This window comes from Neotamlana nanhaiensis, assembly GCF_000943555.1.
In the GTDB taxonomy this organism is placed as follows: Bacteria; Bacteroidota; Bacteroidia; order Flavobacteriales; family Flavobacteriaceae; genus Neotamlana; species Neotamlana nanhaiensis.
The window spans coordinates 1-20,251 of the sequence record NZ_JTDV01000010.1; the positions used below are offsets into that span (position 1 = coordinate 1).

Below are 20,251 nucleotides of genomic sequence, written 5' to 3' on the forward strand. Positions count from 1 at the left end.
CGTCAGTTACGGTTTTAAAGTTAATGATTTTCGGTTTAGCACTGACGTTAGCAATTCCGAGTGGATTCGGACGTAGTCGAATCCGCCGTAATTGCGGTTATACATTGTTGTGCTTAGTTTTTTTATTTTGTTTCGTACCAATCTTTATAATCTAGATGTTTGTTAAATTCCTCATCATCCATTTTAAACAGAATCTTTGAATATTCTCTTGATTTTGAGATTCCTTTTTCGTTCAGAAAATCGGTAATCATAAAATAAACCGAAGGATGTTCAATATCATCCATTTTCAAAGTCGAATATCTTTTCCTTGATTTCGGATATTGTTTCCAAAATCGTTTGTAATCGCGATAAATTTCATCCGTAACTTTTGAGATAATCTGATTTAACAATTCTATTGGGATTTGATTGTCCGACAGTCCAACATAATACTCTTTGATTTTCGAGTAAAAGTCTTGTTTAGGTTTAATTTTATTTTCAGTTTTCCAGAATAGCATTTAAGTCAACTGTAATTCAATATTTTCGTGTTCTTTTATTATTTCAACTATTCGGTCATAGTATTTTAGTTCCGATTTGCTTTTTTCACTACGATGCCATTTTAAGATATATTTCTCATCAACATCGTCACTCCAAATCCGCCATACAAAACATCATTAAATGCGTTTAAATTCCGTCCAATTTTCCAATTCAGTCCGAAAGTCATTTTCGATTCTATCTCTCGATAAAATCCTTTCATATTTGAAAATTTATTTCCGTTTATCTCGATTATTCGCATTTTGGGTAAATTAAGCACAACTCCCGTATAACAGGCACTCTAAAAGTAAACAAATTAATACAAAACACATAAAAAAAAGGCTAACCAATTAAGGTTAACCTTTTGCTTTGTTTAATATATTTATTTAGTTATTAAATTTTAAATGTCATTACTGGTAGTACGGCGTGGTTAGCAATATCTTCGGAGATGCTGCCTTCTAAAAAGTGGGTTATTCCTTTTCTGCCATGAGTAGCAACAGCTATTAAATCGGCATTAATTTCGGCAGCTTGGTTTAAAATACCAGCTTCAACAGAATAGTTAGACACAAAACTTGTATCGGCCATTCGGTTGGTATGGCCTTCGGCTTCTATTAAAAACGTGGCTACTTTTTCGCGCATTTCTTTCGAGGTTATAAAGCGGCTTGGTGTATTCACATAAACCAAATTCACTTTGGCATGTAAGGCTTCAAACTGTGCCACAGCGCGTTTAAACACTTCAATAGAATCGGTAGCAAAATCGGTGGCAAACAACACATTTTTAAACCCTACGGTTTTTATTTCGTCTTTTAACACCAACACGGGTATTTTAGAGTGTCGCACCACCTTTTCGGTATTACTGCCTACAAAAATTTCAGTAATACCACTAGAACCATGCGAGCCCATTACAATTAAATCGGCGCTATGGTCTTCGGCCACATCGCTAACTTCGCTAAACACTTTAAAATGCTTTACAATTGGAGTTACTTTTATACCTTGTAAATACTCACGATTTAAAAAGGATTTAAACTTTTTCTCGGCCAGTTTTAAATAAAAAACAGCTTCTTCATTTTGTTGAAAACCGCCTTTGGTAAACACAGCTTCCGACAATTCCAACATGTGTAATGCCAAAACTTCACCTTGATGTTGTTTGGCTAATATGGCTGCGGCTTCAAGGGCATATTCAGAATATATTGAAAAATCTATAGGTACAATTATTTTTTTCATGACAAATAATTTAGATGGTTTATTTCTTTATTAAAGTACAAAATTTTAAGCACTTTTTCAAGTAAATTAACGTTTATATCGTCATGGAAAACAGTTGTTTTTCAGGCTTTTTTTGCTGTAATAATACATCGAAAGCCATACAAACATTACGAACAAATGGTTTTCCTTTTTTAGTGATTTTTAATCCATTATTCTCGATAACTACAAGCTCATCTTTTAACATTTCAGACAATTTATTTAAAGTATCATCTAAATTTTTAAAAGTTGAATCACTGTTATTCCATGCGGTTTTGTAATGACACATTAAATTCAAAATATGTTGCCTTATTACTAAATCTTCTTCATTTAAAATATGACCTCGAAACACAGGTATAATGTTGTTTTCAACTAAATGATAGTACGCCTCGATGCCTTTTACATTTTGAGAAAAACCATACCAACTATCGCTAATAGACGATACGCCTAAACCAATCATCATTTGCGTTTTTGATGCGGCATAACCCATAAAATTACGGTGTAGCTTCTGGTTGACCATGGCGGTGTACAACGCATCGGTTGGTAAGGCAAAATGGTCCATACCTATTTCGGCATAACCCGCATCGGCCAACAAGGCTTTACCAACTTCGTATTGCAAACGTTTTTCTTCGGGTTTTGGTAAGTTTGCTTCGCTAAAACCGCGCTGTCCATTGCCTTTTATCCATGGTGTATGTGCATAACTGTAAAAAGCAATGCTATCGGGCATTAATTGTCTTGTTTTAGCTATGGTTTCGCGAATATGGTCAACAGTTTGAAATGGTAAACCGAAAATAATATCGTGTCCTACACTGGTAAAACCAACGCTTCTTGCCATTTCGGTAGCGCGTTTAACATGCTCGAATGGTTGTATTCTATGTATAGCCTTTTGTACGGTATCGTTGTAATCTTGCACACCAAAACTAACACGCCTAAAGCCTAAACTGCACAAGGTTAACAGATGTTCTTTTGTTGTATTATTGGGATGACCTTCAAAACTAAACTCATAATTTTCGGCTAGAATAGCTTTTCTGGTTATCCCTTTTATCAATCGGTTTAAATTTAAAGGCGAGAAAAACGTTGGAGTACCACCGCCTAAATGCAATGCTTTAATTTTTGGTTTGTCGTTGAATAATTCACAATACAAATCCCATTCTTTTAAAACGGCGGTAATATATGGCGATTCTACCTCGTGACGTTTAGTAATGCGCTTATTACAGCCACAAAACGTGCATAAACTTTCGCAAAATGGTAAATGAATGTACAAACTAATGCCTTCGGAGGTATTGCTTTCGTTAAACGATTGCCGTAATGATTGTTTCCATTGTTTTAAACTGAAGGTATTATTGTCCCAAAAAGGCACCGTTGGATAACTGGTATACCGAGGCCCTGGTACATTGTACTTTTTTATTAAATTATGGCTCATACTAATTAATTTGAGTCAAAACTAAGGGCATAAAAAAGAAAAAACCATGACAAAAGTCATGGTTTGGTTATTTGCAGTTTATTATACTTTAAAAAATATTGGATTCCATAGTACGCTGATTAATAGAATTATTAAACACTTCAATCATACGTTTAGCAATACCTGTCCAACCAAAATTACGACGTGCAAAACGCGCACCTTCAACAGAAAGTTCGTTACGCATTTTTGGGTATAATAATGGCATTGCCATCATCGCACCAAACTCTACCGGACGATGTGGATCGGCAAATAAGGCTTGATTTCCAAAATCGATTAAGTCGTACAAACCACCATGAACCGTTACAACACTTGGCGTACCACAGGCCATAGCCTCGATAGCTACCATACCAAATGGCTCGTAACGTGATGGCATTGCAAAAATATTTGCCGAACGATATACGTTTGCTAAATCTTCGTCGGCCACATAACTTTTCCAGGTAATTTTATCTAAAATACCTAATTCGCCAGCGAGTTTCTTTAAACCTTCAACACCTTTGTCGTCTTGTTTAGAATTATCGCCTCCAATGGCAGCAACTAAGCGTGCTTCGGGACATAAATCGAAAACTGTTGGTAACGATTTTATTAATAAATCATAACCTTTATTATGAGCCATTCTACCTAAAGCTAAAATATCGGTTGGTTGAATATCGTATTTGGCTCGAATTTTGTCGTTTTCTTTACTTGGTACTGGAAAAAAGCGGTTCTCATCAATACCTGGAGGAATCATACCACAATTTCGTGGTAACACATCGTATTGTTGCGTTAATAAATCGACTTGTGGTAAGGTGGTTGCAATTACAAAATTACACATTTGGTATACAAAATACTCTTTACGAATACGCTCCTTGAAACGGTACTTCTCCTCCATTTCTTTTTCTTCCATATCGCTTCCCATTGTATGTTGTTTCCACCAACCTAATGAGTGCGGTGTATGCACGTGAGAAATACCAAGTTCTTCGGCAATTTTTTGTCCTGCCCAACCAGCATCCCAATAATGTGAATATACCACATCGTAACGCTTACGCTCCTTTTTTATAGCAGCTAAACAATTGGTTACAAACTTTTTTAGGTGGTCGTGCATGTCTTCTTTTCTAATAAACTTTTTACCACCAAAAGGGATACGCCAAACGCTGTAATTTTCGTCTACATGATCGTATTCTGGTTGGTCTTCAAATTGGCGCGTTACCAAATCTACTTTTTTTCCTAAACGGCTAAACCGCTCAGCGAGCTCTAAAACATAAACTACTTGACCTCCTGTATCAGGTTTTCCTAATTCGGCATTGGCTCCTACATATCCGTGTAAGGATATCATTAAAATTGATTTCATAGTTTTAAATTTTAGTTAATCTATTTATAATTTTTAAGTCGTGACAAGCAGAAATATATTGTGCTGCCGACCACGCTTGGTATGCTTTACCCATGGCTTTTCCTGTAATTCCATGCGCCCATTCTGTAAATTCCCATTCTTCGGTTAAACCTTCTTTGTTTATTAAAGCAAGCTTGTATAATTCTGAAATAGCAACATCTTTTAAACCTAATTTATTAATAAATTTCACCCAAAAACCACCTACAAAAGGCCAAATACCTCCGTTGTGATAATGGTTTGGTAGATTTAAAAGATTTACGGTATAATACGGTCTCCAATCTGGATCACCCGGTGTAACTACTGGATACACGTTAGATACTGGAAACGGATCGTTAACCCCAACTCCTAGCATAAATTTGAAGGTTTCATGGGCTTTTTCGGAATCTGTTGCGCCGTGTAAAAAGGCCAATACATTTCCAAAAACATCGCATCGCCAGCTAAAATCGAAAGGTGTGGTTTGAGCAATTAAGTATGAGGTATCACCTAGGGTAAATTGGCGTTCTGCAAAGGACACCGATTGAAATAATTTTTGCTGTGTAGATGGCCAGAAGTTCTGCAATATTTCTTTTTTAATCACCTGAGACCATCTAATGTATTCGCCAGCTTCTTCGTAATCGCCCAACATTTCAAGCATTCTACCAAAGCACACGTTGGCTCTGTACCATAAAATTTCGTCATACAATATGTTGTAGCTTCCTCCGAATAAATCGGTCCAATCGCCTGCTTCAGGAATTTCTAAAAGGGCATCGTTATTACTATCGTGCGCGCCCAACCAACGCATGGTTTCTTTTATATCTTTTATATATTTTCTAAGGAATTTTATATCCTTGGTAACATTAACATACTCGTAAAACGCGATTACTACCCAAATACCGCTATCGATTGAACAAATACCGCCAACACCAGAATAATCGGGTTGATTATCTTTTATACGCACATTTGAAGGAATTTGTCCGTTTCTTGAAATATGTTCGAATAAGGTTTCCAAAGTTTTACGCTGACAAGCATGAATTTCTTCATCGTGAATAAGTGGTAACGAGCCAATAACGGTAATTGCACCATCGCGTGCCCAAACGCTATAATAATTTTCGTCGGTTCCTTTAGACACGTTATCTTTTATAGAGCAAGCCGAAAATCCTAAAGGCGTGATATTCTTTTTTAATGCAATTACGGCTTTTTCGTAACCTTCGCGTATCAAAGCTAACTTTTCATCTTCATCTTCCTCAGCTATATGACTTAGCTCTTGTTGAATAATATAATCGTCAGTATGATCGATATTTTCAGATACTTTAGCATCCTTTGGCAATACACCATAATAAATTAAGCCTTCAATAATACCATCGCTATGAATATTTTCGGCATGATACATTTGCTTATACTTGGTATATTTATAAAGCTCTTCATGAGCATTAGCAACCACAATTCCTTTTACACCATCCATATCGAACATGGCCGAATCGTTGCCACTATCGCCTGCTACTAGAACATTTTCAGCGTTTATATCAACATTATTTAACAGCCATTGTAAAGCATTTCCTTTATTTGCCCATTTTGGAAGTACATCTAAAAATTGATTGCCCGAATACACAATGTTTACAAACATGTTGGCATCGGCGAAATCTTTCTCTATGCTCTCAATTAAATCGTCGGTAGCATCGTGAAAAAAGTAGCTTCGTTTATAAGCGTGTTGAAACTTTGTTGGTTGTTCGCTAATAGGATGCTTTATATTTTGAACAATTTTTTCGACAGCTTCTAAATCCCAACCATCATCTAAAACATCGTTAAAGGCTTTAACGGTACGCTGCTTTTTATAATCGTAAATTAAAGTCCCAACACCAGCAATTATATAATCTGGCTCGGGCAAAGTACCTTTTTCTATTAAACCTAAAACATCGTCGATTAAACGCCCCGTATTATAGGTTAGTAAAACGTTTTGGGGTTTGTAGGATTCCCATATTTTTTTGAAGTTACTTTTATGGGTATGAAAATCGATTAAAGTGTTATCAATATCGAAAGACAGAAGTTTAATGACGGCATGATTGCCATCTTCGGTTTTGTTCATGTTTTTTTGCTTTTTTTACAAATTTTGGTAAGATTTTCTCATAATTTAAGCCAAAATGGGCTAAAAAGCAAGAAAACACGAACTATTCTAATTTCAATTTTTAATGTAATAAATTGAAAGCGTTTAACTACGAAATCTAAAATTAAACTCTATTTTTATTAAATTTTCAATAATTTAAAAATTCAATTTAAACCGTTACAAACCTTTAATAAAATTCCCATAAGGATCTTTAAATTGAATGCCTTCGGTAAAGCGTTGTTTACTTAAAAGTTTAAATTCTACCAGCGCCCAAAGCACAAATTCTTTCACAAAAAAACTATCTTCTTGAGCTATGTTAGGTTGATATTTGGCAAGCAAATCGTTTAAAGGTGAAATGTTGCTCAGCAACATATTGTATTCTTTATCGCTTAAATCGTCTAATAACTCGAAGCCTTCCTTTAAATTAAAAAACCACGACACAATATCGTCGTATGGCGTTTCTTCGTTAGCCTTTTGAAGCTTCTCAATTTTAGGAAAATACTCTACAAACAAACTCTTTACAGCTTCACCAATTAAATTGTAAGCCACCACTGCAGCGCCTTCTTGTTCGCCTTCATAAACCAACTCAACTTTACCTGTAATGGCTGGAATAATACCCACAAAATCGGATAATCGCAGCGTGGTTTGAGCATCGCCATTAACTAAAGCTCTACGCTCTGCGGTACTTAACAAATTTTCTAAAGCCGTAATGCTTAAACGTGCACTAACCCCACTTTTTGCATCAATATATTCGCTTTCGCGCGCCTCGAAAACAATTTGTTCCAATAAATCTCGTGCTAAATCGGGAACTGTAACCGTAGATTTTTGAGACTCGACCACCTTAGCTTCTTGCTCGGTAATTTTTCTTGCCGTTTCAATATCAATAGGATAATGCGTTAAAATTTGCGAACCAATACGATCTTTTAAAGGCGTTACGATACTACCTCTATTCGTATAATCTTCGGGGTTTGCGGTAAACACAAACTGAATATCTAAAGGTAATCGTAGTTTAAAACCTCGAATTTGTATGTCGCCTTCTTGTAAAATATTGAATAAGGCCACTTGAATTCTAGCTTGTAAATCGGGTAGCTCATTAATTACAAAAATGCAACGATTGGCTCTTGGAATCATCCCATAATGAATCACTCTATCGTCGGCATAACTTAGTTTTAAATTAGCTGCTTTTATAGGATCTACATCTCCAATAATATCGGCTACGGTAACATCGGGTGTGGCTAATTTTTCGGCAAAACGTTCGCTTCGGTGTAACCAAGTAATTGGTGTATTATCGCCTTTTTCTTTTATAAGCTCGGTTGCAAAACGCGATAAGGGTTGTAAAGGATCATCATTGATTTCGGAACCTTCAACCACTGGAATATATTCATCTAACAAGTTCAACATTAATCGCGCAAGACGCGTTTTTGCTTGTCCGCGTAACCCCAATAAGTTGATATTGTGCCTTGATAAAATGGCGCGTTCTAATTCTGGAATTACCGTATTTTCGTAACCGTGAACTCCTGTAAATGTGGTTTCTTTATTTTTTATTTTTTCGATTAAATTATCTCGAAGTTCATCTTTTATAGATTTCGATTGGTATCCTGAAGCTTTTAATTCGGCTAATGTTGTTATGTCGTTAACTTTCATTATGTGTTTTTAATTTTAAGAAACATCTCGACTGCGCTAGATGTAACAATACATTTTTCTTTTTCAATGCATAAAGCATTTATTACCCTCTAATTCTTTTTTTTCTGTTGGTTTCGTAATCTTCAAAAATCATTTCACCTAAACCTTTTAAGCCTGTATAAAATGCTTTACCTTGGTTGGCATAGGTAAATTCACGCACAAACTGCATTAAATAGCTATCTTTTGCTATCATGAATGTGGTTATAGGAATGTGTAATTTTCTGGCTTGTTGTGCCATCATATAACACTTATTGGTGATGGTTGGGTTTAACCCGATGCTATCTTTAAAATATTCTCCGTTTTTAAGGCGCAAACAACTGGGTTTACCATCGGTTATCATAAAAATTTGCTTGTTGGTGTTACGTTTTCTTCTAAGCAAATCCATGGCTAACTCTAAACCTGCTACTGTATTGGTGTGATACGGGCCAACATTTAAATAAGGTAAATCTTTGATTTCTATTTGCCAAGCATCATTACCAAACACTAAAATATCTAAAGTATCTTTTGGGTAGCGCGTGGTAATTAATTCGGCAAGTGCCATCCCTACTTTTTTGGCCGGTGTAATTCGATCTTCGCCATACAATATCATACTGTGGCTAATATCTATCATGAGCACGGTACTCATTTGTGATTTATGAAGTGTTTCTTCGACAACCAAATCGTCTTCCGAAAGTGTAAAATCACCAATACCATGGTTTATTTGCGCATTTTTTAAACTCTCGGTCATCGACACTCTATCTAAAGCATCTCCAAACTGATAATTTTTAAAATCGCCAGTATGTTCATCGCCAACACCTGGACTTTTACTTTTATGATTGCCTTGTCCGCTGCGCTTTATTTTACCAAAAATTTGATCGAGGGCTTGTTGCCTAATAGCGCGTTCGGTTTTTGCAGTAATGCCCATACCGCCTTTGCCATCGGGTTTTATCTCTTCGCGGATGTAACCTTTCTTTTTTAAATCTTCAATAAAATCGTCGATTGTATATTCGGCAGTAGTCAGTTTGTATTCTCTATCGAGTTCGCGTAACCAATCTATGGCTTCATCAAAATCACCAGAAGTATGCGTAATAAGTTCTTTAAAAATATCAAAAAGCTTATCGAAAGGCGACTGATCGGGAGCTTCGTATTTTTTAAACACAAACCCTTTTCTGTTAGCTTTATTTTTTGTCATAGCTGTATAAAATTAGTGAATTTTAAAACAACTTGCTAATACTAACAATTACTAAAATTTATGGGCTCATTAAAAATCTTTACAAACCGAAACGTTTAATCTTCTAAAGCCTTAATTGAATTATTATTTAAGTTGATTGAAAAGTTTACTGAAGGCTGCCCAGACATGGTTTTTAAAAATAGAGTACCGAATAATTTTAAGTCGGCATCGTTACCTTTTTGAAGTGCTTCGGATAGCATTTTATATTGATTTAAACGCGCTGCTCCTATTTGTTTATACACTAAACCATCGGAAAGTTTTAAACGATAAAAATCGACGAGCATATCGTTGATCGTCCACGAATCTAAGTCTTCTAATATTTGAAGATTAATAGCGTTTGAAGCATCTTGAACCGATAGTAGCAAAGCCTTACCCGTTTTGTTAAGCAATTTCTCTTTTAACGGTTCTGGCCAATCGTTAGGTAAAAAACGTAAGCGCACCAATTCTTTTAAATGCCAATCGGTTAAATGCAAGTACGATTGCGCTTGTAGCACTTCTTTATTCCAAATTTTAGAGGCTTGAGATGCCTTTAAATAAGCATGCTCTTTTTCGTAAAGCGGAAAAAGTTCGTTATAATTTAAAACCGAATCTAATACAACGGTTTCTACCTTAACATGCGTATCATCGTTAAAAGTGAGTACTTTATACGCTGGCATGTAGCCTGCTAACGAAGGTGTTTGAATGTTAAACAATGTTTGTCCGTTTTTAGCTTTATGCACACCAGTATCGTTGGCATGCATGTGGCCACCAAAGTGTAACTGCAAGCCCAAACTCGCAAAGGTTTCGGCTACTTCTAGATTTGGCACACGTACCAATTGCATTTTATTGTCTCCAAATAGTTGTTTAAGTTCGTTGGTTGCGCCATCGTTAAATTCAACCATTGGGTAATGACTGAAAGCCACTAACTTTTTATTATGTTTTTTAGCTTCTAAAACCACTTGTTTCACCCAAGAAACAAGATGCTTTTTATGTTGTATTACGCCATTATAACCGTTACCACTAGCACCACCAAATTCAGTGCTTGTTTCATTTTTCGGAAGATACACATTACCATCTATGGCTAACAACCATAAGCCCTCAACGGGCTCAACCACATAACTTACATCTGGAATTTTTAAGGTTGATTTCTGAACGTTGTAGGTTCTTTTATCGAGTTCGGATTGAGATTTAGCGAGATCAAAATTATATGTATCAAAATTATATGTAGAAAAGGGTGTTTGCCAAAACAAGTTAGATGCCTTCGGAAAAAAACCAAATCCTGATAAGGTTTCGGCAATATCTTGATAACCCCAAAATTGAACATCGGGTGTTATTATTGGCGGATTTTTATACGATCCTTGTCGCATTAAACTAGAATCGCTAACAATAATTTGCTCGCTGCCATCTTCGGCTAGAAAATCATGCTTCCCACCAGGTCTTGGAAATGGCCTTACCGGATCGTGATTGCCCGTGGTAATAAAAAATTGAATATCGTATTGCTTCTCAAAAGTTTCTAAAATACTTTTCAAAGCTTTTACGTTTGCTGGCTGACCATCATCTGTGAAATCGCCAGGTAAAGCCACTATTTTAATGCCCCGTTTCGCGACTTCTTGCAATGCCGATTGAAATGCAAAATAATTCTCGTTAAATAAACGCGTAGAATGCAATTGAGAATCCATAGAACGGATTACATTGTATTTTCCCGTTACAGGATTCTCAATGCCTTTATAATTGGTATTCGAAAAATTTGCGTAAATGTCATGCAAATGCACATCCGATAGAAAAGCTAGTTGCACGGGTTTTTTGGCAGGTTTTGGCGTAGAACAACTCAAAACAACACTCAACAAACAGCAAATTTTAAAAATACGAATCATTATTATTTCTGGGTTTTATGGTTTTTAATGGCGAGCATCATTTTATGGTAAATGTCATTATTTTGATAGATTCCTGCAAAATTTTCTTCACCTGCACCTTTTGCAAACACCGGAATTAAATCGCCACTATGCTGATCGTAGTTAAAATACACCTTTACTTTTTCTGGGTTTTCAGTTTTTTTACCAGTGGCTTCATCTACATCATAAAATTTACCAATACTTGCACCACCTGTTTCATGATCTGCTGTAACAACAAGTAGTGTATTTGGGTGTTTATCTACAAATTTTAAAACTTCACCAATGGTTTTATCAAAATCGGCTACTTCTTGAATAAGCATTTCATCGTTCATGGCATGCCCACCCCAATCGATATACGATCCTTCAATCATTAAGAAAAATGGTGCTTTTTGTGCTTCAAAATAACGTAAGCCTAAGTTGGTAGCATCTTGTAAAAACGAACCGCGACCATCAATTTTAGACGGCAATCCTTCGCTTGCTAGTAAATACCCGTTTTTCTTAGTTGTATCGACTTCCGATAATTTAACAGAATCTAACTTAAAACCTTTTTCTTGAAGTGCTGCGTATAAATCTTGTTTATCTTCTCGTTTATTGAAGAATTTTAATCCGCCACCAGCGAAAAAATCAACATCCGATTTTACTAAAAACTCAGCAATGTCTTCATGCATATCTCTATCTACAACATGTGCGTAATACGCTGCAGGTGTAGCATGCGTAATACTGGTTAAACTAATTAATCCGGTTTGGTAACCCTCTAGTTTTAATTGCTCTGCAATGGTAGGTAAAGCCACACTATCTTTAGAAACACCAATAGCTCTTTTATAGGTTTTCTCTCCTGTAGAAAATGCTGTTGCACCTGCTGCCGAATCGGTTATAGTATGGCTTGTACTTGAGGTTTTTATTAATCCTAAGGTATTAAATTGCTCAAAATTCGGGGTATCATCCCCAAAATAAAAGGCGGTTGATACTTGTGGTAAACCCATGCCATCGCCCACCATAAAAATAATGTTTAAAGGTTCTGGAGTTTCAGTTTTTACAGTTGATTTCTCGATTTGTTTTTTATTTGAACAGCTTAAAATAGCTAAGGATAACGCTGCTGCGGATATTTTTTTAATCATAATTTGACTTATTTTTTATTTATACAAAATGGCAAGAAGCATAAAACTTCTTGCCATAATTGCTTTTATTTTATTTTGAACAAGGCTTTACCCCCCTGATCATTTCATTTTCTTTAACGAATTAATACCCTTGGTTTTGCTCTAAATACCCAGGTACGTTTGAAGCACCATCAATAGCATTTTGAGGAATTGGGAATAATCGGTGGTTTACATCGGTGTCGGTTTTTTCGGTGTAGGTATCTTCAAAACGACCAAAACGAATCATGTCGGTACGTCGTGCCATTTCCCAGTAAAACTCAAATCCGCGTTCGCGATATAAAACATCTAAATCTAAACTCGCTAAAGCTGGCGGTGTTTGCTCAGGACGTGCCGTTCTTTGTGCACGAACGTAGTTAACATCGTCTAAAGCTGTAGCATCACCTTTTCTTAATTTAGCCTCGGCACGCATTAAGTAAATATCGGCATAACGTAATAAAACTAAATCTACGCTACTATAGTTATTACCATCATCTGATGTTTTACTAAACTGCCATTTTGCAACACGGTAACCACTCGCATAACCAATAGTTGGTGAAAAATCGATATTTTCAGTGTGATCCACATAATAAGTAACGCCACCGTTACCGTTTTCACGAATTTCGGCTAAAGGATAAATTCTATACCCTTCATCACATTGCATAGATCCGTTAGAACGGTTAAAATCAATTTTACGAGGCGCCCAAATAGTTCCTCTTAAAATACCTCTATCCATTTCAAAATCGTTAATACCATCGCCATCTTCATCACCAACACAATAGTAATGATCGGCATCGTTGGTTGGATTTAAACCTGTTAAATCTTCAAGTTCTGCAGGCACCATGGCATTTTTTTGGTAGAATCTAGCATCGCGAGAAGGATCTTCGCTACCATAAGCCTCTACCCAAGTTTGATAAAAATCTGAAGTAATTGCTGGTCCATCGGTACCGTCCATACTTCTGTAATACTCGTCTGGTCTTGGGAATAACGATCCAGACATAGACCAATATGCCCAACGGTTGTGGTCGTTGTTTAACACACCACGTAAATCTACCGCAAAAATTAACTCTGGGTTATCGTGGTTTTCATCGTTAAACAAATCGAAATACTCTGGAGAAATCGAGAATTTTTGTGAGTTAATCACGTTGTTGGTGTACTCGATAACTTTATCCATATCGGCATCGGTAAAGTTAGGCGTACCATAAGGATCGCGGTATACCGCAGCGTTTAAATGTAATTTGGCTAAGAAACCATAAACGGCAGATTGCGTGATTCTACCAGGACCAATATTATCGCTAATATCGTTTACCACAGCAGAAAATTCGCTTTCAATATAATCTACAGCATCTTGACCTTTTAAAATTTCAGAAGTTTCGTTTGATGCTTCTTTTTTAAAGGCAATACCCCAAGCATCTAAAACCAACATATTAAAATAAGCACGTAATGCTCTTAATTCGTAAACAGCTGCTTGAGCTTCAGAATCGCCAGCTTCAGCCAATGGCACTAAAGATTCTATACCTGTAACGGTTCTAGAAATATTGGTTGTAAGATAATCCCAAGACTCACCAACTAAACTGTTTGCCGTTGGGAAATTGTGTGTATGTAAACCAACATATCTATCGCCATCTTGCCATTGTGTACCTGCACCGTTGTTACCGTTTCGTGGTGGTAAAATAGCTTCATCTGTAGCTAATTCAACCAAACCAAAATATCGTGTGTGTCTAAATGTTTGCGCCATGTTTCCGTAAGCCGCAGATAACGCACCACTAACAGGCTCTGTAGCGCCATCGGTTCCCGTTAAACTTTCGTCTAACACTTGTTCGTCTAAATCTGTACAATTATAATTTAATAAAGTACAGACGCTTAATATTGCGATTATAAATTTATTTTTCATTTTCTTTTAAATAGTTTTTATTAGAATGATACGTTTAAGCTTAATAAGAATGTTCTCGCTTTTGGATACGTATAACGGTCTATACCAAAGGTTTTTATACCTCCTGTTTCGCTACCAGTGTTGACCTCTGGATCGAAGCCTGTGTATTTAGTAATTACGAATAAGTTTTCGCCTGTTAGAGATATTCTTACGGCGTTAACCCAATCGTTAATTCCTACCTTTTTAGGATCTAAGTTATAACCTAAAGTAGCGTTGTTTAAGCGTAAGAAATCGCCATCTTCTAAATAACGTGTTGAGGCTACGTTTGAGTTTAAAGGTGATTCGTTTGGATATTGAACTGCTTGATCTGTCGTGTTAGCAGACCCTTGAATATTTCCAATATTGAATGACGACATGCGTGTATGGTTGTAAATTTTATTACCACCAGCTCCGTTAAAGTTTAAACCTAAATCGAAATTTTTGTAGTTAAAGTTTAAGTAAAACGCATATAAATAATCTGGTAAAGCACTACCTGCAATGGTACGGTCTCTATCATCGATAGCACCATCGTCGTTAATATCTCTGTAGATGCTGAATCCTTCGCCGTCAATTCCTAAAAACTCACGCATGTAAAACGCTCCAATTGGTTCGTTGTTAATGTAACCGTTAATGGTTGCACCACTTTGCCCTGAACCTTGCGCAGCTCCAGTAGTTAATACTTGGTAAGGCGAATTTTCTACTTTGTTTTTAGTTAATGAGAAGTTACCACCAATGTTGAATGTAAAATCTCTTGTAGCATCACTTTGGTAATCTAAAGCAACCTCAACACCATTGTTTTTAATTTCCATGTTAGGAATGTTGGTCCAATATGTTGTTGTTGGCTGAATAGGATCTGCAGGAACTACTTCTAATAAAACATTTTCAGACACTTTATTAAAGTAATCTACCGAACCTGTTAATTGGTTATTTAATATACCAAAATCTAAACCAATGTTAGTTTGTGTAGATACTTCCCACTGAATATCTGGGTTTGCAGTACGCGAGTATACTAATCCTAACGGATAATCGGCTGCATTAACAACACCTTCCGTTAACGGATAAATATCGTTGTCGTTACCGCTTTCGCCATAACTTGCTTTTGTAATTTTTGAAGGTATTTCTTGGTTACCTGTTTGTCCCCAACTAGCACGTAGCTTTAAATTTGAAAATGGACCATTTTCCATAAAGCTTTCGTTAGAAATGTTCCAACCTGCAGCAACCGATGGGAAATAACCGTATTTGTTATTCGATCCGAATTTTGAAGAACCATCCGCACGCATAGTTGCAGTTAACATATATTTATTTGCAAAAGCATAGTTAACTCTACCAAAAAACGATTGTAACTCGTTAATTACCGCCGATGCAGAATCTCCTGTTAAGTTACCAATACCTATTTGATATCGTGGTTCAATACCGTTATCTGGAAAACTGTCGTAAGACCACCTTTTGCTTGTGTAGAAATTCTCTTGATACGATTGCCCTACTAAAGCCGTTAAGCTATGGTTTTCGCTAGCAAAGTTATAAGTTAAAGTGTTTTCAACTTGGGTGGTTTTATTTTCGTTGGTGTAGGTATTTAAAAAACCTTCAATAACATTAGCTTCGGCTAATGGCATAGTTTGTACATCGCGGTTTGCTGTTGAATAATCGACACCTAAATTTAAACGATACGTTAATCCTTTAAAAATCTCGATAGATGGCGCAATGTTTGCCAAAATACGATTGTTGTTAGTAAAGTCTCTGTATACTTTCTCGGTTACAATTGGGTTTGTTCTATCACCTAACTCGGTTGGTAAACCGTTCGTGTAAACTGGCACCGTTGGGTTAAGCTCTAACATATCTGTAATGATAGATGTTGCATCTGGACGCACATTTTCGGTTCTGGTTGCCGCTACATTAAATTCGATTTTTAATTTGTCTTTAAATGCTTTTTGAGTTGCGTTAACGCGAGCCGAGTAACGTTTTAAATCGTTATTTCTTAAAATACCTTGAATATCATCAACACCAACTGAAGCGTAGTAATTAGAACTCTCGGTACCACCGCTTAAAGAAAAGTTTGTTTTTTTAGTTACCGCAGTACGTGTAAGTTCGTCTTGCCAATCGGTATTTGCACCACCATCAGATAGTTCGCCACCTACAGCAACCACTTGTTGTCTAAACTCATCAGCAGTAAATACATCAATTTTATTTGCAATTTTTGAAAGTCCCGCAGAAACGGTTAAATTCATTTGCATTCTGCCTTTTTTACCTTTTTTAGTGGTAATAACAATTACACCATTGGCTGCTCTTGCACCATAAATGGCAGCGGCAGACGCGTCTTTTAAAACATCAATACTCTCAATATCTTGAGGATTAATAAAGTTTAATGGGTTTGTTGGCACACCGTTACCAGAGTTGTCTAATGCAAAACCATCAACAACATATAATGGTGTCGTGCCCGAACGTAAACTACCAACTCCACGAATTACGATGTCTTGACCAGAACCTGGCTCTCCAGTTACATTCGATACATTTACACCAGCGACCTTACCTTGTAGTAATTGACCCGCATTGGCTACAACACCTTTATTAAAGCTTTCGCTTTGTAGTGAACCAATGGCACCTGTAACATCAGATTTTTTTTGTGTACCGTAACCAACAACTACGACAGCGTCTAGCTCTTCATCGTTTGAAGTTAAAGTAATTTTTAGTTTAGAAAGATCGCTTATGGTTATTTGTTCTGCGTTGTATCCTAAGTAAGATACTTCTAATACATCGCCCACAGAAGCTTTAATGTTAAAGCCGCCATCAAAATCGGTAATCGCTCCTGTAGCTGTACCAATTATGGTTACGCTTGCGCCTGATAATGGAATGCCTTCTTCATCTATTACAACACCTGCAATATTAGATTGACCCCATGAAACAGACAAAAAGCCAAATAATAAAAATAAAATTAAGAGTTTTTGTTTTTTCATTGTTTGAAAATTAAGTAAAGGGATTAGTTTGATAATTTCAAGCAAAGAAATAACGAGAACCTAAAAGGTTTGTAAATTCAAGATTAAGCAATATTAAACTTTGTTTAAACGGTTTGTTTTCTCAATGTTAATTTTAAAACACCAAAAATTGCGCATTCTTAACATTACCTCACAAAACCTTTATTGATAACGCCTTACAGAAATACGTTAAAATTTACTTAAGTAATATTAAGTTAACTTTTAAATTTCTTGTTTTACTCCTGCAAATGTATTGTTAACACGTGTCTGTTTTTTAATGATTAATTTGCTTATTAATTTAATTTTAAAAGTAAGTAAACCCCTATGAAACCTAAGTTTTCAGCTATTTTAACAACATTAATATGTTGTGTGTTCTATAATGTATACAGTCAAGATTTTATGATTCACGCACACAACGATTACGAAAACCCTCTACCCTTTTGGAACGCCTATGCCAATGGTGCTAATTCTATTGAAGTTGATGTTATTTTGAAAAACGACACCTTATATGTTGCACATGAAGAAACTTCAATTAAATCCAACAGAACAATTGAACGATTATATTTAAAACCATTAACCGAAGCTTTAAATTTAGAATTAGGCTCGCTGCAAAAGCTTCAACTATTAATTGATATAAAAACGGAAGCGGTTTCAACTTTAAACCAAATTGTCGAAACACTTAAGAAACATCCGCAGTTAATTGAAAACAAATCTATATCGTTTGTTATTTCGGGTAATCGCCCACAACCTCAAGATTATTTGAAATACCCTGAGTTTATTCAATTCGATTATCAAAGTTTGGAACCTATTAGTGATCCTAAAATTTGGGATAAAATCGCGCTGATTAGTTTACCGTTTAAACGATACTCGGTTTGGAATGGTAAAGGCCGTTTTACTGAAGACAACCTTATCAAAGTAAAAAAAGCCATTGCGAAAGCACACAGTTACCATAAACCATTTCGTTTTTGGGGATCGCCCGATGGTAAAAGCGCATGGAAATCACTACACGATTTAGGTGTAGATTACATCAATACCGATGCGCCTGCGACTTGTTATACTTATTTAAGCACGCTAAAACAACGCACTTATACCAATACATTCCATTCGCCAGTGTACACACCAACTTACGAATCTGACCAAAAAGATACCGAAGTAAAAAACATCATTTTACTTATTGGTGATGGTAATGGGTTATCGCAAATATCGGCAGCTACATTGGCTAACCAAGGTGCTTTAACGCTTACACAATTAAAATCGATTGGATTTATTAAAACACAATCCGCCGATGATTTCACAACCGATTCTGCTGCTGCAGGAACCGCCATTGCTACAGGCGAGAAAACCTATAACCGCTCGATTGGTATGGATATTAACCGAAAACCTATTGAAAACCTCACCGAGTTTCTGTATAAATACGACTTTGTAACGGGTTGCATCACCACAGATGAAATTACAGGTGCTACGCCATCATCATTTTACGCGCATCAAATAGATCGCGATATGACCGATGGCATTACTGCTGATTTAATTACTAGCAAACTCAACTTATTTATTGGTGGTGGCGCCAATCGTTTTAGTGATACAAATCTTGATAAAACTTTTGCTGTCGTTAATAACCTTTCGGAAATAGAAACGTCTACCGAACAAAAGATAGGTCATTTTCTATCGGAATACGGCGTATCAAGTATGACAGAAGGTCGTGGACACATTTTAGCCGAAGCGACCAAACAAGCTTTGACATTTTTGAACAACAAAAACAAACCATTCTTTTTAATGGTTGAAGGCGCTAAAATTGATACTTATGGACATTTTAATAAAATAGACGGTATCGTTTCTGAAGGTATAGATTTTGATACTGCTATTACCGAAGCCATCAAATTTGCCGATACCGACAAAAACACCCTAGTTATTATCACGGCAGATCATGAAACCTCTGGTTTGAGCATTCCTCAAGGTGACGTAAAACAACAAATTATTGAAGGTGACTTCACAACTTTTGATCATACTGGCACTATGGTTCCTATTTTTGCTTATGGGCCACAATCGTATAAATTCTCTGGTGTTTATGAAAATAACACCATTTTTAACAAGGTTAAAGAAGTCTTAAAGTTATAACATAAGGCCATCAAATATTTGTGATTGCTGTTAAATTGCCTTAATTTCGAGTTATTCAAAAATTGAAAACCAAATGAAAAAATTAAACATACTTTTACTTTGTTTATCTTTAAGTATTATCGCTTGTAAAAACGAGAAAAAAGAAACCAAAACTGAAGAAACCGAAGCAATTGCAACCAAAAAATTTGTTGTAAAACCAGAAGCTACTTCGGTAAAATGGACAGCTTACAAAACTACTGAGAAGAAAGCCGTTGGTGGCGAGTTTACTACCGCTAAATTTGAAGAGCAGTCTGGTGACACTCCAGAGGAAGCTTTAAACAATTTAAGTTTCTCTATTCCTATTAGTAGCTTATTCACAAATGATGCTACGAACACACGTGATGCTAAAATTAAAGATTCTTTTTTTGGTAGCATGTTAGATACTGAGTTTATAAGCGGTCAACTTCATGCTGAAAATGGGAAGTATAAAGCTACCTTAACCATGAATGGTGTTACAAAAGATTTACCGCTTGATATAAAAATTACAGACGAAAGACGTGTAAGTTTAACAGGAACAATGCAACTAGCAGAATGGAATGCACTAGATGCCCTTGCTGCATTAAATAAAGTTTGTTTCGATTTACATAAAGGTCCAGATGGCGTTAGTAAAACTTGGGAAGATGTTGCTATTAATGTAGAGACTTACTTAAGAGAAAATTAAA

14 protein-coding genes are annotated in these 20,251 nt (G+C 36.0%); 2 read left to right on the top strand and 12 right to left on the bottom strand.

Features of this window, described 5'->3' with window-relative positions:
• Positions 1 to 122: 122 nt before the first annotated feature.
• The 12 genes from PK35_RS17605 to PK35_RS10570 all read right to left on the bottom strand — a co-directional run bounded on the left by PK35_RS17605 (position 123) and on the right by PK35_RS10570 (position 17,417).
• The gene (locus tag PK35_RS17605; RefSeq protein WP_157841064.1) at positions 123 to 284 is read right to left on the bottom strand and encodes a hypothetical protein; all 162 of its coding nucleotides are present in this window, start codon (positions 282 to 284) and stop codon (positions 123 to 125) included.
• Between the two features lie 311 nt (positions 285 to 595).
• Entirely contained in the window at positions 596 to 772 is a 177-nt protein-coding gene (locus PK35_RS17755) for a barstar family protein (RefSeq protein ID WP_202903831.1), read from the bottom strand.
• A 131-nt stretch (positions 773 to 903) separates the two neighbouring features.
• Complete coding sequence (locus tag PK35_RS10525) at positions 904 to 1,734, bottom strand: universal stress protein (RefSeq protein WP_044626689.1); 831 nt, start codon at positions 1,732 to 1,734, stop codon at positions 904 to 906.
• Between the two features lie 73 nt (positions 1,735 to 1,807).
• Positions 1,808 to 3,172 carry an oxygen-independent coproporphyrinogen III oxidase gene (gene hemN / locus PK35_RS10530; protein WP_044626690.1) on the bottom strand — a complete coding sequence of 455 codons (1,365 nt, stop codon included), beginning with the start codon at positions 3,170 to 3,172 and terminating at the stop codon, positions 1,808 to 1,810.
• A gap of 88 nt (positions 3,173 to 3,260) precedes the next feature.
• Entirely contained in the window at positions 3,261 to 4,538 is a 1,278-nt protein-coding gene (locus PK35_RS10535; RefSeq protein WP_044626691.1) for a glycosyltransferase, read from the bottom strand.
• A 4-nt stretch (positions 4,539 to 4,542) separates the two neighbouring features.
• A complete protein-coding gene (locus PK35_RS10540) occupies positions 4,543 to 6,639 on the bottom strand; it encodes an HAD-IIB family hydrolase (protein ID WP_044626692.1) in 2,097 nt (698 codons plus the stop codon).
• A 195-nt stretch (positions 6,640 to 6,834) separates the two neighbouring features.
• Positions 6,835 to 8,301 (bottom strand): MoxR family ATPase, encoded by a 1,467-nt coding sequence (locus PK35_RS10545; RefSeq protein WP_044626693.1) that lies wholly within the window; start codon positions 8,299 to 8,301, stop codon positions 6,835 to 6,837.
• A gap of 82 nt (positions 8,302 to 8,383) precedes the next feature.
• Positions 8,384 to 9,511 carry a vWA domain-containing protein gene (locus PK35_RS10550; protein ID WP_044626694.1) on the bottom strand — a complete coding sequence of 376 codons (1,128 nt, stop codon included), beginning with the start codon at positions 9,509 to 9,511 and terminating at the stop codon, positions 8,384 to 8,386.
• A 95-nt stretch (positions 9,512 to 9,606) separates the two neighbouring features.
• On the bottom strand, positions 9,607 to 11,325 hold the full coding sequence (locus tag PK35_RS10555) for a metallophosphoesterase family protein (protein WP_238320908.1): 1,719 nt from the start codon (positions 11,323 to 11,325) through the stop codon (positions 9,607 to 9,609).
• An 80-nt stretch (positions 11,326 to 11,405) separates the two neighbouring features.
• On the bottom strand, positions 11,406 to 12,539 hold the full coding sequence (locus PK35_RS10560) for an alkaline phosphatase (protein WP_044626696.1): 1,134 nt from the start codon (positions 12,537 to 12,539) through the stop codon (positions 11,406 to 11,408).
• Between the two features lie 121 nt (positions 12,540 to 12,660).
• The gene (locus PK35_RS10565; protein WP_044626697.1) at positions 12,661 to 14,448 is read right to left on the bottom strand and encodes a RagB/SusD family nutrient uptake outer membrane protein; all 1,788 of its coding nucleotides are present in this window, start codon (positions 14,446 to 14,448) and stop codon (positions 12,661 to 12,663) included.
• 20 nt (positions 14,449 to 14,468) lie between these two features.
• Positions 14,469 to 17,417: a SusC/RagA family TonB-linked outer membrane protein gene (locus PK35_RS10570; RefSeq protein ID WP_082048573.1), complete on the bottom strand. Its 2,949-nt coding sequence runs from the start codon at positions 17,415 to 17,417 to the stop codon at positions 14,469 to 14,471.
• Positions 17,418 to 17,759: 342 nt separating this feature from the next.
• On the opposite strand from PK35_RS10570, the gene PK35_RS10575 reads away from it, so the two are divergent.
• Positions 17,760 to 19,550, top strand: coding sequence for an alkaline phosphatase (locus PK35_RS10575; RefSeq protein ID WP_082048574.1), 1,791 nt, complete (start codon positions 17,760 to 17,762; stop codon positions 19,548 to 19,550).
• 73 nt (positions 19,551 to 19,623) lie between these two features.
• A complete protein-coding gene (locus PK35_RS10580) occupies positions 19,624 to 20,250 on the top strand; it encodes a YceI family protein (protein ID WP_044626698.1) in 627 nt (208 codons plus the stop codon).
• The last annotated feature ends 1 nt before the right edge of the window (position 20,251 follow it).